General features: G+C 61.1%; 12 protein-coding genes. 10 read left to right on the top strand and 2 right to left on the bottom strand.

The features are described 5' to 3' along the window. Positions 1-114 precede the first annotated feature (114 nt). The gene (gene torT / locus AX756_RS23435; RefSeq protein ID WP_197431129.1) at positions 115-1158 is read right to left on the bottom strand and encodes a TMAO reductase system periplasmic protein TorT; all 1044 of its coding nucleotides are present in this window, start codon (positions 1156-1158) and stop codon (positions 115-117) included. Between the two features lie 73 nt (positions 1159-1231). Between torT and AX756_RS23430 the strand changes: the two genes are divergently transcribed. Further along, a complete protein-coding gene (locus tag AX756_RS23430) occupies positions 1232-3928 on the top strand; it encodes an ATP-binding protein (RefSeq protein WP_163886840.1) in 2697 nt (898 codons plus the stop codon). On the opposite strand, the gene AX756_RS23425 is transcribed toward AX756_RS23430, so the two are convergent. Further along, complete coding sequence (locus AX756_RS23425) at positions 3904-4605, bottom strand: response regulator (protein WP_068317965.1); 702 nt, start codon at positions 4603-4605, stop codon at positions 3904-3906. The two genes, AX756_RS23430 and AX756_RS23425, sit on opposite strands and share 25 nt — an antisense overlap. Before the next feature lie 142 nt (positions 4606-4747). Here AX756_RS23425 and AX756_RS23420 point away from each other — a divergent pair, with 142 nt between their 5' ends. The 9 genes from AX756_RS23420 to AX756_RS23380 all read left to right on the top strand — a co-directional run bounded on the left by AX756_RS23420 (position 4748) and on the right by AX756_RS23380 (position 15597). Further along, positions 4748-7417: a molybdopterin-dependent oxidoreductase gene (locus AX756_RS23420; protein WP_068317962.1), complete on the top strand. Its 2670-nt coding sequence runs from the start codon at positions 4748-4750 to the stop codon at positions 7415-7417. A gap of 88 nt (positions 7418-7505) precedes the next feature. After that, a complete protein-coding gene (gene moaA / locus AX756_RS23415) occupies positions 7506-8510 on the top strand; it encodes a GTP 3',8-cyclase MoaA (protein WP_068317960.1) in 1005 nt (334 codons plus the stop codon). 49 nt (positions 8511-8559) lie between these two features. Further along, positions 8560-8871, top strand: a complete 312-nt coding sequence (locus AX756_RS23410; RefSeq protein WP_068317957.1) for a carboxymuconolactone decarboxylase family protein — start codon at positions 8560-8562, stop codon at positions 8869-8871. Positions 8872-9151: 280 nt separating this feature from the next. Beyond that, entirely contained in the window at positions 9152-10066 is a 915-nt protein-coding gene (locus AX756_RS23405; RefSeq protein WP_068317955.1) for a LysR family transcriptional regulator, read from the top strand. Positions 10067-10189: 123 nt separating this feature from the next. Next, positions 10190-11350, top strand: coding sequence for an ABC transporter substrate-binding protein (locus tag AX756_RS23400; RefSeq protein WP_082739333.1), 1161 nt, complete (start codon positions 10190-10192; stop codon positions 11348-11350). 67 nt (positions 11351-11417) lie between these two features. Beyond that, complete coding sequence (locus AX756_RS23395) at positions 11418-12419, top strand: ABC transporter ATP-binding protein (protein WP_068317953.1); 1002 nt, start codon at positions 11418-11420, stop codon at positions 12417-12419. Further along, a complete protein-coding gene (locus AX756_RS23390) occupies positions 12419-13360 on the top strand; it encodes an ABC transporter permease (RefSeq protein ID WP_068317950.1) in 942 nt (313 codons plus the stop codon). Before AX756_RS23395 ends, AX756_RS23390 begins: the two co-directional genes overlap by 1 nt. After that, complete coding sequence (locus AX756_RS23385; RefSeq protein WP_068317947.1) at positions 13350-14156, top strand: ABC transporter permease; 807 nt, start codon at positions 13350-13352, stop codon at positions 14154-14156. The genes AX756_RS23390 and AX756_RS23385 overlap by 11 nt, the downstream gene beginning before the upstream one ends. Positions 14157-14172: 16 nt before the next feature. Beyond that, complete coding sequence (locus AX756_RS23380; RefSeq protein ID WP_068317945.1) at positions 14173-15597, top strand: gamma-aminobutyraldehyde dehydrogenase; 1425 nt, start codon at positions 14173-14175, stop codon at positions 15595-15597. Positions 15598-15858 lie beyond the last annotated feature (261 nt).

Raw genomic sequence — 15858 nt, 5'->3', positions numbered from 1 at the left:
CATTAGCTCAAATAAACTCTTGCAAAACCGGGGCCGTCCACAAATGACAGCTCCATCGCAATGCATTGAGCGGGTCATGCACCTCTTTTCAGGCGTGGCATCCGAATGCCGCCGTCACTCGATCATTGGCAGAAATCCCGCTGGTGAAAGAGAAATCTGCTGCATTGGGATGTCCGACGCGACCAGCAGCTTGATTTCTGGCCCTACCATTTCTGACCAGGTTCGCCCACTCGCTGCTTCGATTGCCATACGCACACCCAACTGGCCTTGCAGGACGGGATTGTCGAACGGAACGGCGAGCACGCTGCCGTTTCCCATTCCACGCCGAATCGAATGGCTGATGTAGGTCGCAACCAGCGCCGGTCGGTCAGCCTGCGCCCAGCCATTCAACAGGCCCATGGCGGCTTCAACAGCCGGAGCACTGCCAATCACGTAGTCGACCTCTGGGCGGTCGGCGAGCGCGTCTTCGACCTCCCGCATCTGCTCCCGCAGGCCAGTATCCGCCCGACGAATGTCCACGACGCGCACGGCCGACCCTTCGATCGCCGCAAGGAGACCGGACTCAACCAATGGTGCCCATCCGGATTCCGCAGGGCCGGAAATCAGAACGGCCGTGGCAGGTTCGGTTCCCGCTGGATGTCGGTCGAACAAGAAAGCCCCAATGTGTCCACCCATCTCCCGCCAATTGACCCCAACAGCCCCTGCAAGGTTCGGAGACCTCAACTCATTGACCAACGCCAGAACCGGAATGGTGCCGGAGAGCGATTCTACCGCGAACAGGATCTTTGGGTCATTGGCGGACACCGCCCCAATTAGGATCACGTCTGCCTGTCGTTCTCTGCAAACATCAAGCAGCTCGAGTTGCCGTGCGAGGGCGTGATAGCCACCTGATTCAAACATCCAAAGTTCCGCACCGGTTCGCTCCGCTTCCAGCTGAAGGCCGTAAGCGACGCTCAGCCAATATTCGTCCTTGAAGTGCGGCACGACAACGCAAATGCGAATCGCGCTGTCGGAACTGCCCGGCGCCGCCTGGGCAAACGCGGGACGCGCGCCCGGACCGGCGCTGGCAAGAATTGCGCACGCCAACAGAGCGGCATAGGCTCCGCCCATGTGGCGCACCAGCTTTGATACACAGCTTTTGAGGGTGTTCACCTTCATCGTCGTCCTTCTGGCTGGCGTAAGCTTCATTGCCCTTGCGGCAAACCAGTACCTTGCCAGCAGACATCGGACCTTGATCGAAGACAATCTTCCCGCGGCGGCGCTGGCCAAGCAGATTTCAGATGAAAGCGCCTATATCGCTACGCTGGCTCCGTCATTTTCAAAGGTGGATTCGCCTGGCGATCTTCGCAATATGACAGCTTCCCTGAACATCGAACTCACCGATCTTGAGCAGGACCTTGCACGGCTGAACGAACTGATGCCAGCCGAGCAGAGGACCGATGCCATGGGGGCATTGCAGGACCTGAAGCAGACGGTTGGCACGCTATCGTCTCTTGCTCAGGCGCGGTTGGCAACGGCGCGCGATCTGGTTTCTCGCTCAAGGCTGACGGCCGAGCAGTTGTCGGAACTGAATACGCTCATATCGGCACAGACCGATATCGCGCGCGTTCAGGTCACAGCAGCTATAGCGGATCTGGTTGACGCTCAAGACGCCGCGCGCCGGGAGGGGCTTGATCGGCTCGCCGATGTGGATTTTTTCGCGTTCGATAGGCACGTGGAACTCGGTGCGGCAATCGACACCATAGGATTTCACATGTTGCAGGTCTCGGAAATCGATGACCGCACCCGGTTGAAGGCTATTCAGAGCATCGTCGCCGACAACCTCGATCTGGCAGAACGGCGGCTTGGCTATTTTCCATCGCCTGCGGCGGAGACACGGGCTCGTGCACTTGTCGCGTTGCTGAAGGCCGAACTGGAGCCGGGCGGCGGTTTTGCGGTCATGGATGCCTTTTTGAGGACACAGGATGCGATCCGACAAGAGCTTGAGACAATTCCCGGTAATGTTGAGGCTCTCTCGGGGTTCTCCGGCGCTTTGCTGGAACGGGTCCAAACGGAAACGCGCGTATTACAAGCGCGCACAGTGCAACTCGGCCGCACCCTGACTTTTAGTCTTCTGGTTGTCCTTGTCGTGGCCATCGCGGCATCGGTTCTCGCCTGGCAGTTTGCGCGCCGACTGATCGTCGAGCGGCTTCGCACCGTGGCTGGCCATATCAGTGCGCTTGGGCAGGAATCGTACGATCGTGCGATCCCTGTCACCGGTGCCGACGAAATTGGCCAGATGGAGAGTTCGCTTGACGCATTGCGTCGTCAGGCCGCTGATGCGCGGGCTCTGCGGGGCGAGCTTGAAGACACGGTCAAGCAGCGGACCGGCGAAATCGTAGCCGAGATGCAAGCCCACGACGCGGCCCGGAACGAGGCCGAGGCCTCCAACCGGGCCAAGTCGGAATTCCTCGCGATGATGAGCCATGAGATCCGCACTCCTCTGAATGGCGTGATCGGCATGCTCCGTTTGCTGGAAGGCGACACGCCCGCCGGAAGCGGGCGAAACCGGCTGAGCACCGCGCGTGTGTCTGCAGAACACTTGCTGGCTCTGACGAATGACATCCTTGACTATTCCTCGATGCAAGATGGTCACGCCCGGGCCGAAGGCGTTCATTTCGATCTGCGAGACCTGACCGGCCAGCTTGCAGGCTTTCTGAGGATCGGTGCCGAAAGCAAGGGCCTGGCTTTCTCGGTGGATCTCTCCAACAGCGCACCGCCTGTGCTATTTGGTGACGTTGGGAAGATCCGCCAGGTGGTGATCAACCTGCTCTCGAACGCGATCAAGTATACGGCTTCGGGCGAAGTCGCATTGCTGATCGATCACGCCTTGAATCCGGCATCCGGACGCCATGTGATGACCTTTTCCGTGACGGATACGGGGATCGGCATTGACCCGCAGAACATTGACAGGATTTTTGATGCCTACGGCAGAACCGGCACCCCTCGCCAACTGGAAATCGAGGGAATGGGGCTTGGCCTGACAATCTCTCGGCGCCTGACAGAACTGATCGGCGGCGGATTGAGCGTCGAAAGCGAACCCGGGATCGGATCGCGTTTTTCGCTGACGGTGGAACTGCCTGAGGGGGACATTGCGCAGGTCGAAACCATTCGCGAGGAAGCGGTGAACGACGCGCTTGGCAAACATGTGCTGCTAGTAGAGGACAACAAGGTCAACAGGATGGTCGCTCAGGGATATCTCGACCGTCTGGGCTGCACGGTTGAATGTGCCGAAACCGGCCAGGAGGCTCTCGATGCGGGGACCTCCGAAACCTTCGATCTCGTTTTGCTGGACCTCGATCTGCCCGACATGTCCGGGGCGGATGTTGCTGCGCGACTACGGGACATGCTGGCCGATGCGCCCTTGCTGGTTGCCCTGACCGCGCACAGGCTGTCGGGGTCGGCCGAGGAACTGGCGGACCTTGGGGTCGACGCGGCGTTGGAAAAACCGGTATCGCCTCGTCAACTCGCCGCTGTTCTGCGTGGAGAATACCGGGAGGCGACTAGGTCCGTTCCTTCCTTCAACACCGCTCAAACGCTATCCGGGTTGCGCGAAGATATTGACGATCTTGGACCTTCGACAACTCGGGACATCGTCGAAGAGTACCTGCTGCAGGCAAGCGAGTCGGTGGTTGCGCTGAGAGATGCGATCGATCGTGCGGATCATGCGAATACCGGGCGGATCGCCCATCGGCTGAAAGGCGCTGCATCCAATTTCCACCTTGTCAGGTTGACGACCCTGTTGGCGGAAATCGAGGCGACGGGCAAACGGGGCGGCGATGCCGGCAGTATCGCGGGTGCGCTCGAAGCCACATGCGAGGCGGCGAGCGCGGATCTGCGGAGGGCCGCGCAGGAGGCTGGACTTCAGCTGTCAGAAGCGAAGATATAGCCCTCGCCGTGCACGGTGATGATCCAGTCGGGGCGAGCCGGGTCAAGCTCGATCTTCCTGCGGAGCCGTCCCACCAGCACGTCGATGGTCCGGTTGTCAGGTGCCCAGCGGCGCTGCTGAATCATGTCCAGCAACCGATCCCGAGACAGGATCACACCAGGGTTGCGAACGAAAGCATGTATCAGTTCGAACTCCGCGCGGGTCAGCATCTCGATGGTGCCATCCACATCTTCCAACCGGCGCCGCACCGTATCTAGCTTCCAGCGACCGAACGTGAACACCGGCTCGCTGGCCGGGGCGGCAGAGCGGATCTGCTCCACGCGCGTCAGCAAGTTCTTGACCCGTGCAAACAATTCCCTTCGATCGAATGGTTTGGTTACATAGTCGTCCGCCCCCATCTCCAGCCCGACGATGCGGTCGATCTGGTCGTCGCGGCTGGTCAGCAGGATGATCCCGGCGGTGGATATCGCCCGTTGCTCGCGAGTGATGGTCAGCCCGTCCTTGCCGTCCAGTCCGATATCCACCAGCAACAGGTCGGCCGGGTCACGGGCAAGGATCGCCTCCATCTCAGCGGCGTTCGCCGCCTCGCTCACCCGATACATCTGCTTGCGCAGCGCGGCCGACAGGCGGCGGCGGGTGACGCTGTCATCCTCGATCACGACGATATGCGCGGTCATGGTGGGGACTCCCCGGGCTTCTTGGGGCCACGTTACATTCTTTTACAAAGTCGAACAGCCTGTTCATCGAGTTCGGGAGACTGGTTCACACCTCACTTCTAGAAAAGACGACAATCAGTTCCTCATTCCACGGGAGTCCACCATGTCGTTTTCCAGCCCGACCCGCCGCGCATTCCTCATTGGTGGCGCCGCCACCCTTGGCGCCGCCCGCCTGATGAATTCCACCGCGATGGCCGCAATCGACCCTAATTCCTTTTCCGGACGCACTTTCCACGCCAGCCACTTCGGCCCGTTCGAAGCCGTGGTGCGTGACGGAAAGCTCGTCGGCATCAATACCATGATGGAGCTGGATGCCCGCCCGACCGAGATGCTGTCTTACGGCATGATGGACCGGACCTATGACAAGACCCGCATCGACTATCCGATGGTGCGCAAGTCCTACCTCCAGGGCTGGGAAACCGGCGACACCAAGCCCGAGTTGCGCGGCAAGGAAGAATATGTACGCGTCGACTGGGATACGGCTTGGAGCCTCACCGCCAAGGCGCTGCTGGATACCGCGACCAACCACGGCAACGAGGCGATCTTCAGCTCGTCCTATGGCGGCTGGTCCAATGCCGGCTCGTTCCGCCCCAACGTGCTTCAGGGCCGCCTGATCAACCTGATGGGCGGCTGCACCAATACCGCCGGTGACTGGTCGGCCGGCGCGGGCCAAGTGCTCCTGCCGCGTGTGATCGGCGACATGGAGGTCTACTCCGGTCAAACCTCCTGGGAAGTCATCCGTGACAACACCGAAGTCTTCGTGCTGGTCGGCTGCGACCCGATCAAGAACAACCGCGTCGAATACCGCGTGGCCGATCATGGCATGTACGGACCATGGGAAGAAATCCGCGATGCGGGCGTCAAGTTCATCTCGATCAACCCGCAGCGGACTGCGTCGGACCAATACCTGAACGCCGAATGGTTGAAGATCGTGCCCAACACCGATACCGCGCTGTTCCTCGCCATGGCCTACCATGTACTGGAACAAGGGCTCGAAGACCGCGCCTATCTCGACAAGTACACCGTCGGTGCCGACAAGTGGATCGCTTATGTGAAAGGCGAGGATGACGGCACGCCGAAGACGCCGGCCTGGGCTGCTGGAATCACCGGCATGGACGAGGCCAAGATCAAGGAGTTGGCCGAGCTTTTCGCCGCCTCGACCACCCAGGTTGCGGCTTCCTGGGCCATCCAGCGAGCCCAGCATGGCGAAATGGCCTATTGGGCAATCGTCAACTTCCAGGCGCTGACCGGCAAGATCGGCAAGCCGGGCGCGGGCCTTGGTTTCTCGTGGCACTATGGCAACGGCGGCATGCCTCAGGGCGGCAATCGCACGCCTGTGGGAATGAGCCAGGGGCGCAACTTCGTTACCAAGGTTGTTCCGGCCTCGCGGATCACCGAGGCGCTGGAAAATCCGGGCAAGGAGTTTTTCTACAACGGGCAGACCAATAGCTACCCGGACATCAAGATGATCTTCAATGCCGGCAACAACTTCATGTCGCACCAGCAGGACACCAACCGGCTGATCCGGGCGCTTGAAAAGGTAGAAACCATCGTCAGCGTCGATGTCTGGTGGACGGCCGCGACCCGATGGGTGGATATCGTCCTGCCGGCCTCGAGCACACTGGAACAGGATGACATCACCTCCGGCGGCACCTACTCCAACGACAAGGTTTACGCCATGAAGAAGGTGATCGAACCGATCGGGGAAAGCCTGCCGGACTACGAGATCTTCGAAGGCCTCGCCGACAAGCTGGGGCTCTGGGCGCAGTTCACCGACAGCGAAGACAAGATGTATCACATCAAGCTGGCCTACGAAGCCTCCGGTGCCGCTAAGGACGTGCCGTTCGAGGAGTTCTGGGAGAAAGGCTATGCCCGGATGCCTGTTCCTGCGGAGGCCCGCAAGTGGACTCGTCACGGTGCCTTCTATGAAGACCCGGAGGGCAACGCGCTGCACACCGACTCCGGCAAGATCGAGATGTTTTCCCAGGGCATCGCGGCCATGGAGATCGACGATTGCCCGGGCATGCCGATCTGGATGGAAAAGCACGAATACCTCGGGAACGCCAAACCCGGCCAGTTGCACGTCGTGTCCCCCCACCCGTGGTTCCGCCTGCATAGCCAAATGGACCAATCCGAAAGTCTGCGCGCACTCTACAAGGTGCAGGGTCGTGAGCCGGTCCGGATCAGCACCGAAGACGCCGCATCGCGCGGCATCGAGGATGGCGATCTGGTCGAGCTTTACAATGACCGTGGCACAGTGATTGCGGGGGCTGTTGTCAGCGATGACATCATGCCGGGTGTGGTCTCGATCTACGAAGGCGCATGGCCGTCGCTGGACAGCAAGGGCCGCTGCAACTCGGGCCTCGTAAACTTCCTGACCTCGACCCAACCGTCGTCTGGTCTGGCACAGGCGACCACGGCCAACACCGTTCTTGTCGAGATGCGCAAATGCGAAGATCCGGAAGGTCCGAACAGGGCCTATGAAAAGCCGGCGATCATCGACAACATGGAAATCGCCGCGATCGACGACGACAAGCTGGGCCTGGATCGTCTCTATGACCTGACCGAGAAGCTCTATGCAGACATGGGACCGGGCGAGAAGATGTTCTTCGAACGTTGCACCGTCTGCCACGCGCCGCGGGAAGTCACCCACTACACGCAGCAACAGTGGAAAGGCATCACTCCGTCGATGTACGAACGTGCCGGGCTCGACGAGGCCGAAGCTGCGCTGGTCACCGAATACCTGATGCAGAACGCAGCGGACGCGAACTGATCGAAGGCGCTAGACGGCCAAATACCGGCCGTCCAGCGTCGACCGGCTGCCGTTGCAGCCAAGCTGATTGCCGGGACTCCCAGACACAATGCCTTATGATGCGCCTCCAGCCCCGTTGACGGATTCCTTCGGCCGCGCCGTAACCTACCTGCGGGTGTCGGTGACAGACCGCTGCGATCTGCGCTGCACATATTGCATGGCCGAGAAGATGGCATTCCTGCCACGCAAGGATCTTGTATCATTGGAAGACCTCGCGCGGCTGACGGATGCCTTTGTCGATCTGGGCGTGCGGAAGGTCCGGGTCACGGGCGGCGAACCTTTGGTGCGCCGGAACGTCCTTGATCTGTTTCGCCATCTGGCGCGCCGGCTTGACGCCGGGCAAGTCGACGAGGTGACTCTGACGACCAACGGCACACAGCTGCCCCGATACGCATATGACCTCGCAGCCCTCGGTGTCCGCCGCGTGAATGTCTCGCTGGATTCCCTATCCACCGACCGGTACCAGAAGATTACCCGAATCGGAGCGCTCGACAAGGTTCTGGCGGGGCTGGATGCGGCACAGAAGGCTGGATTGAAGGTCAAACTGAACGCTCTCGCGAGCCGTGGTCCGTTCGAGCGCGAAGTGGATGACCTGATCCGTTTTGCGCACGGGCGAGATATGGATCTTACTCTGATCGAGGAGATGCCGATGGGGAAGACGGGCCTTGACCGCGCTGCCAGTTTCCTGCCGATCAGCGAGCTGCGCCGCGATCTTGCAACCCGTTGGACGCTGCTGAACAGCGACCATCGGACCGGCGGGCCGGCAGAATATGTCGACGTTGCCGAAACAGGCGGTCGGATCGGTTTCATCACCGCCATGACCTGTGGTTTTTGTTCCGCCTGCAACCGTGTGCGCCTGTCTTGCACCGGCAAGCTCTATACCTGCATGGCAGACGAAGGTTCAGTCGACCTACGAGAAGGACCCTCCGGCTGGACCGGGGATCTGCACGCCCGTATCCGGGCGGCCGTTCAGAACAAACCAAAAGGACACCGTTTCTTGGAAAACGGGTCATGTAGCGCAACACAACGCCATATGTCTGCCCTTGGCGGGTAAGGGCGCGCGCTCTAGGCTGACGCAATCGAAAATTCGAAAGGATCCCTTCATGTCAAGCAAGCTTCCCGGCGTCGCCGGCGATATCGAACAGGAACTTCCGGATGTCTGGTCCGCCTACGCCGCGCTCGGCGAAGCGGTGTCCAAGGGCGGCGACCTGAGCGCACGAGAGCTTCGCCTCGTCAAACTTGCATATGCTATCGGCGCCGGTTCGGAGGGTGCGGTGCATTCTCATGTCCGGCGTGCCGTCGAAGAAGGAATTGCCACGCGGGACTTGGCACAGATCGCCATGTTGGCGATCAGTCCGCTTGGGTTTCCGCGCGCGGCCGCCGCAAAGACCTGGATTCAGGACATCGTGAAATAGGCTGAGTTTCGAGATTTTCGGGATTCTTGCGGTCATTCCACGCAACGTTGAAAATTCCTTCGTTTTGGGGACGGTCAGAGTGTCTTTCGAGGTCCTCAAAGACCAACAGGAGGGCGGCGAGACATAGACGTTGTGACTGCGACTTCCCCAAGAAACTGGGCCTTTGTTTGGACCACGAAGGGGGATGGAAGATGGCTCGAAAACAGTATTCAGTGTTGTGGCCCCCGAGACCAAAACTGCCTAAGGTTGTCGCCGAGATTTATGGGTAGGAAGAGGGTCGGTGGCTTTCACGCTTCGTCAAGTCCAGTACTTTGTTGCAGTTGCGGAGCACGGCACTATCAGCCACGCGGCGCAAGCGCTGTCGATTTCTCAATCGTCGGTGACCGAGGCCGTTCGATTTCTCGAGGACGACCTCGGGGTCAAGTTGTTTGACAGGCACCCGAGGGGCCTCCGAATTACCCATAAGGGGCACCAGTTTCTCCGCCACGCAACGTCGATCCTTTCGGAAGTCTCGGGCGCGCGCAGGGCTCTGGAGCTCGAAGGAGAGGAGATTACCGGGACGCTTCACCTCGGTGTGACGTCGCTGATGGCTGGCTATGTCATGTCGGACCTGCTGGCGCGATACCGGCGAGCCAATCCGCTCGTTGAGGTCTCGGCGATCGAGGACAATGGCGAATATCTCGAACATCTGCTGGTTGGCGGCGAACTGGACGTTGCCGTCATGGTCACCTCTAACCTGAACGACCGGATGGCACTGCAGGTGGAAATTCTCGAGGTTTCGCCCTATCGCCTCTGGCTGCCGATCGGGCATCGGTTGGTGGCCCAGGATTCAATCACGCTCGACGATCTGACCGGCGAACAGTTGATCATGCTGGACATCGACGAGATGGGCGAAGCGGCGGTCAAACTGCTCTCGGCGCTCGGAACACGGCCGAAGATCGCATTTCGCACCAAGTCGGTCGAGGCAGTTCGCAGCCTGGCCGCAACCGGCGCTGGAATCGCGCTTCTGCCGGACCTCGTATACCGTCCATGGTCGCTCGAGGGAGACCGGATCGTATCGCGGGATGTCTCTGGTTCTCTACCTGTGGTTCAGGTTGGCATGGCTTGGAGAAAGGGCTCTCCACTTTCCAAGGCTGCGCGTGATTTCATAACGATTGCGCAAGAACATCGATCTGTGAGAGACCGACAGAAGTAGATATCGGAATTTCCGATATTGATCATCTGAATTTTGAATTTGCGAACGCGGATCACGGCGCGCATCCTTTGTGGCAATTCAGAAGCCCAAAAGGGTTCGGACTTATCCAACAGGAGAACGGAAATGCGCGCCTCACCCCCAAAAGCAATTCTACTTGCCACGGCAAGCCTTCTCGCCACCCAGGCGATGGCCGCCGACATGCTGACAGAAATCGGAGCTGGCGAAGGCCAGGTGAACATCGTGGCCTGGCCGGGCTACATCGAGCGGGGCGAGACCGACGCCGCGTTCGACTGGGTCACCAAGTTCGAAGAGGCCACCAGCTGCAAGGTCAACGTCAAGACCGCCAACACCTCCGACGAGATGGTTGCGTTGATGAACGAAGGCGGCTTCGATCTCGTCACCGCCTCCGGCGACGCCTCGCTGCGCATGATCGCCGGCAAGCGGGTGCAGCCGGTCAATATCGACCTGATCCCGAGCTGGAACACGGTCGACGACCGCCTGAAGGAAGCGCCCTGGCACTATGTGGACGGCACCCATTACGGCACGCCCTACATGTGGGGCCCGAACGTGCTGATGTACAACACCGAGGCCTTCCCGGAAGCGCCGACAAGCTGGTCGGTGGTGTTCGAGGAAACCACGCTTGCGGATGGCCAGAGCAACAAGGGCCGCGTGCAGGCCTATGACGGCCCGATCCACATCGCGGATGCCGCCAACTACCTGATGGCCCACCAGCCCGAGCTTGGCATCACCTCGCCCTACGAACTGAACCAGGAGCAATACGACGCCGCGCTCAACCTGCTGCGCGGCCAGCGCGAACTGGTGTCCCGGTATTGGCACGACGCCTTCATCCAGATCGACGACTTCAAGAACGAAGGCATGGTTGCCTCCGGTTCCTGGCCGTTCCAGGTGAACCTGCTGAAGGCAGACGGCGTGCCGGTTGCCTCGGTGATCCCGGAAGAGGGCGCCACCGGCTGGGCCGACACCACGATGATGCATGCCGAGGCCGAGAACCCGAACTGCTCCTACATGTGGATGGAGCACACGCTGTCCTCGAACCTGCAGTCCGATCTCGCCGTCTGGTTCGGCGCCAACCCCTCCGTCCCCGCCGCCTGCTCCGACGGCAGCGGGATGCAGACCGCCGAGGGCTGCACTGCTAACGGCATGGACGATTTCGAGAAGATCAAGTTCTGGCAGACCCCTGTCAGCAAATGCGAGAGTCAGGGCGAATGCGTGCCCTACTACCGTTGGGTTTCGGATTACATCGGCGTGATCGGCGGCCGGTAACCCGACCAACACCACCACTCACCCCCGCCGCCCGTTTTTGGGCGGTGGGGCCTCCCAAGAGATTTCCATGAAAACAGCAGCAGTACGATTCAAGGGCGTTTCACGCCATTATGGCCCTGTGCGTGCCGTCGATGAGGTAGACCTGAGCATTGCCGAAGGCGAGTTTTTTGCCATGCTCGGCCCATCTGGATCCGGCAAAACGACGTGCCTCCGCCTGATCGCCGGTTTCGACCAACCGACCGCGGGCGAGGTCACGATCTTTGGCGAGGATGCAGGCGGCGTTCCCCCTTACAAGCGCCACGTCAACACGGTGTTCCAGGACTACGCGCTGTTTCCGCACATGAACGTGCTCGACAACGTCGCCTATGGCCTGATGATCGCCGGAATGCCCAAGGCCGAGCGGCACAAGCAGGCCGAGGGCGCGCTGGAGCTTGTGGCCCTGCCGGGTTTTGGGGCGCGCAAGCCTTCCGAGCTTTCGGGAGGCCAGCGGCAGCGGGTCGCGCTCGCCCGGGCGCTGATCAACGAGCCCCGCGTCCTGCTGCTCGACGAGCCGCTCGGCGCACTCGACCTCAAGCTGCGCGAACAGATGCAGCAGGAACTGAAGGACCTGCAGCGCAAGCTCGGCATCACCTTCATCTTCGTCACCCATGACCAGGGCGAGGCTCTGTCGATGGCCGATCGCGTCGCGGTGTTCAACGACGGCAAGATCGTGCAGGTCGGCAAGCCCGAGGACGTCTATTACCGCCCGGAAGTGCCGTTCGTGGCCGATTTCGTCGGTTCTTCCAACGTTCTTCCGCCGCATGTCGTCGAAAAGATCGCCGGCAATTGGACCCATGCCAGCGTCCGCCCCGAGGCGGTGTCGCTGGTGGATGCGGGGCTTGGCGTCGATGGGTTGCACGCGACGGTGCATTCGACCGCCTTCCTCGGCACCGCAACCCGCGTTTCGCTCGACCTCGACGGGTTCTCGATGGTCGCGCTGCTGCCCAAGGGTACACGCATCCCTGAGACCGGCGAACAGGTCCATGTCAAATGGTCCCCCGAGGACCTACACCTGATGGATACCGCCTGATGAGCGAGCATGTCCTAGAAACCGAACGCTCCGGCGGGCTGAGAGGCATCTCGGATGTGCTTTGGCGCAATCCGCGGCTGGTGATCTTCCTGCTGTTGGCCCCGCCCGCGCTCTGGCTCGGGATCGTCTATCTCGGCTCGCTCTTTGCCCTGCTGGCACAGAGCTTCTTCTCGATCGACGAGTTCTCCGGGCTGATCCAGTACGAACTCACGCTCAAGACCTATCGCGAGCTGTTCACGCCCGCGAATTTCGACGTCATCCTGCGCACGGTGGTGATGTCCGCCTGCGTGACCATTGCCGCCGCGATCATCGCCTTTCCCATCGCCTATTTCGCGGCACGTTACGCCAAGGGAAAATGGAAGGCGCTGTTCTACATCGGGGTCATGCTACCGCTTTGGTCGAGCTACCTGGTCAAGGTCTACTCGTGGAAGCTGATTCTGGCCAAGGAAGGCATCCTCAACTGGCTGTTCGAGACGCTGCACCTGAGCTGGCTGCTGAATGCATATCTGTCGATCCCGGTGATTGGCGGCAACTCGCTATCGGTCAGTGCCACCGGCACATTCCTGGTGTTCCTCTACGTCTGGCTGCCCTTCATGGTGCTGCCGATCCAGGCCTCGCTGGAGCGCGTTCCGGCCTCGATGCTCGAAGCCTCGGGCGACCTCGGAGCCTCGCCGCAGCAGACCTTCCGCCACGTGCTGCTGCCGCTGGCGCTGCCGGGGGTGATCGCCGGGTCGATCTTCACGTTCTCGCTCACTCTGGGCGACTACATCATCCCGCAAATCGTTGGCACCTCGCGCCGCTTCATCGGCCAGGCCGTCTATGCCTACCAGGGCACGGCCGGGAACATCCCGCTCGCCTCCGCCTTTGCCGTCGTGCCGATCGTCATCATGGCCTTCTACCTGTGGGTCGCAAAACGAAAGGGGGCCTTCGATGCGCTCTGACCGCGCCCCTCTTGGCCTCAAGATCGCCGCCGGCGCCGGCCTCGCCTTCATGCACCTGCCGATCGTGCTGATCTTCGTCTATGCCTTCACGACCGAGGACAAGTCCTATCAATGGCCGCCCCCGGGGCTGACGACCAAGTGGCTGGCCGTCACCTGGAACCGTCCGGATGTCTGGGAAGCGCTGTCGTTGTCGCTGCGAGTGGCCGCGATCTCGACCGCCATCGCGTTGGTGCTCGGCACGCTCTGTGCCGCCGCCGTCAGCCGGACGAAGTTCTTCGGCCGCGAAGCCATTTCGCTCATGGTGATCCTGCCGATCGCCCTTCCGGGCATCATCACCGGAATCTCGTTGCGCTCGGCTTTCAACCTCGCGGACATTCCGTTCAGCTTCTGGACCATCGTCCTCGGGCACGCAACCTTCTGCGTCGTGGTCGTCTACAACAACGCCGTGGCGCGGTTCCGCCGTACGTCCGGTTCGCTGATCGAGGCGTCGATGGATCTCGGCGCGGACGGGTTCCAGACCTTCCGCCACGTGATCCTGCCCAACATCTCCACCGCACTTCTGGCGGGCGGGATGCTCGCTTTCGCGCTCAGCTTCGACGAGGTGATCGTCACCACCTTTACCGCCGGTCAGCAGCAGACGCTGCCGATCTGGATGCTGGAGGAACTGGTGCGCCCACGTGAACGCCCCGTGACCAACGTTGTCGCCATGATGGTGGCTCTGGTCACGCTGCTGCCGATCCTCGGCGCCTATTACCTGACCCGCGGCACGGACACCGTTGCCGGACAGGGCAAATGAGAACAGGGAGAAAACCATGGAAACCAACATGCTGATAGGCTCCAGCTTCGAGGCGGGAACCGAGATCGAGGAACTGGTGCTCGACCCGCGCACGGGCGAGACCATCCTCAAGATGCCCGAGGCCAACGCTGAGCAGATCAACCGCGCGGTGGCAGCTGCCCGCAAGGGCTTTGCCGCCTGGTCGCGGACAACCCCGGCCGAGCGTTCGGAAAAGCTGCTGGCAATTGCCGACGCGGTAGACGCCAACCTTGAGGCACTCGCGCAGCTCGAGGCACTGAACTGCGGCAAGCCGATCGACGAGGTCCGCACTGCCGAGGTGCCGGCAGTGTCCGACTGCTTCCGGTACTTCGCGGGGGCGGTGCGCAACATGCACGGGCCGCTCGCGGGCGAATACATGGAGGGCCACACCTCGATGATCCGCCGCGACCCTGTGGGCGTCGTCGCCTCCATCGCGCCGTGGAATTACCCGATGATGATGATGGCATGGAAACTGGCGCCGGCGCTGGCGGGCGGCAACACCGTTGTGCTCAAGCCCTCCGAACAGACGCCACTGACGGCGCTGAAGCTGGCGCAGATCCTGGCCGACATCCTGCCCGAAGGTGTGGTGAACGTGATCGTGGGGCAAGGTGCAAGCGTAGGCAACACGCTGATCAACCACCCCGGTGTCGACATGATCTCGATCACCGGCGACATTGCAACCGGCAAGAAGGTGCTGGTGGCCGCTGCCAATTCGGTCAAGCGGACGCATCTGGAACTGGGCGGCAAGGCCCCGGTCATTGTCTATGACGACGCCGATCTGGACCGGGTGGTCGAGGGGTTGAAGGCCTTCGGCTATTATAACGCGGGCCAGGACTGCACTGCCGCCTGTCGGATCTATGCAGGCAAGAAGATCTACGACAGATTCGTGGCCGAGCTTTCCGGCGCAGTATCGTCCATCGTCTATGCGAACGACGACGACACGCTGAACGAAATCCCGCCACTTATCAGCAAGCGCCAGCGCGACCGCGTGGCGAGCTTTGTGCAGCGCGCCGCCGACCAGAGTCACATGGAGGTCGTCACCGGCGGCACCCTGCATGACGGGCCGGGCTTCTACTACAAGCCCACCGTCATCGCCGGCGCCCGCCAGTCCGACGAGATCGTTCAGCGCGAAGTTTTCGGCCCGGTTGTCTCCGTCACACCCTTCGGCGAAGAGGATGACGTAATCGGCTGGGCGAACGACAGCCAATACGGCCTGGCCTCCTCGGTTTGGACGCGCGACATCGGTCGGGCGCTCGATGCATCAGCGAGGCTCCGCTACGGCTGCACTTGGGTCAACACTCATTTCATGCTCGTCAACGAAATGCCCCACGGCGGCCTGAAGCAGTCGGGCTACGGCAAGGATATGTCGATGTTCGCGCTGGAGGATTACACGGCTGTGCGCCACGTCATGATCGCGCATTAGATCGACCGATATCGGCCTAGATCCCTTCTGACCTCCGGCCTTGTTGTTTTCCGTGGCCGGAGGTCGTCGTTTGAGCAAAAAGAACGCTGCGCTTTGCGTAGTGTTTTCCGGACTGAACCCTGTGGTTTGCCGCGCTAATGATAAATGTCCGGTTTGTAGAAGATTGTCCGCCATCAGGGTTTTTGGCACCAAGACCGGGCTGAAGTGCGCGAGGCGGCGTCAGAACAACTTGGCTTGTCGCAGGGCAGGGGGCTGAGTAGC

The organism is Aliiruegeria sabulilitoris, from assembly GCF_001558155.1.
Lineage (GTDB): Bacteria > Pseudomonadota > Alphaproteobacteria > Rhodobacterales > Rhodobacteraceae > Tropicimonas > Tropicimonas sabulilitoris.
This window is presented reverse-complemented; position numbering and strand designations above follow the sequence as displayed.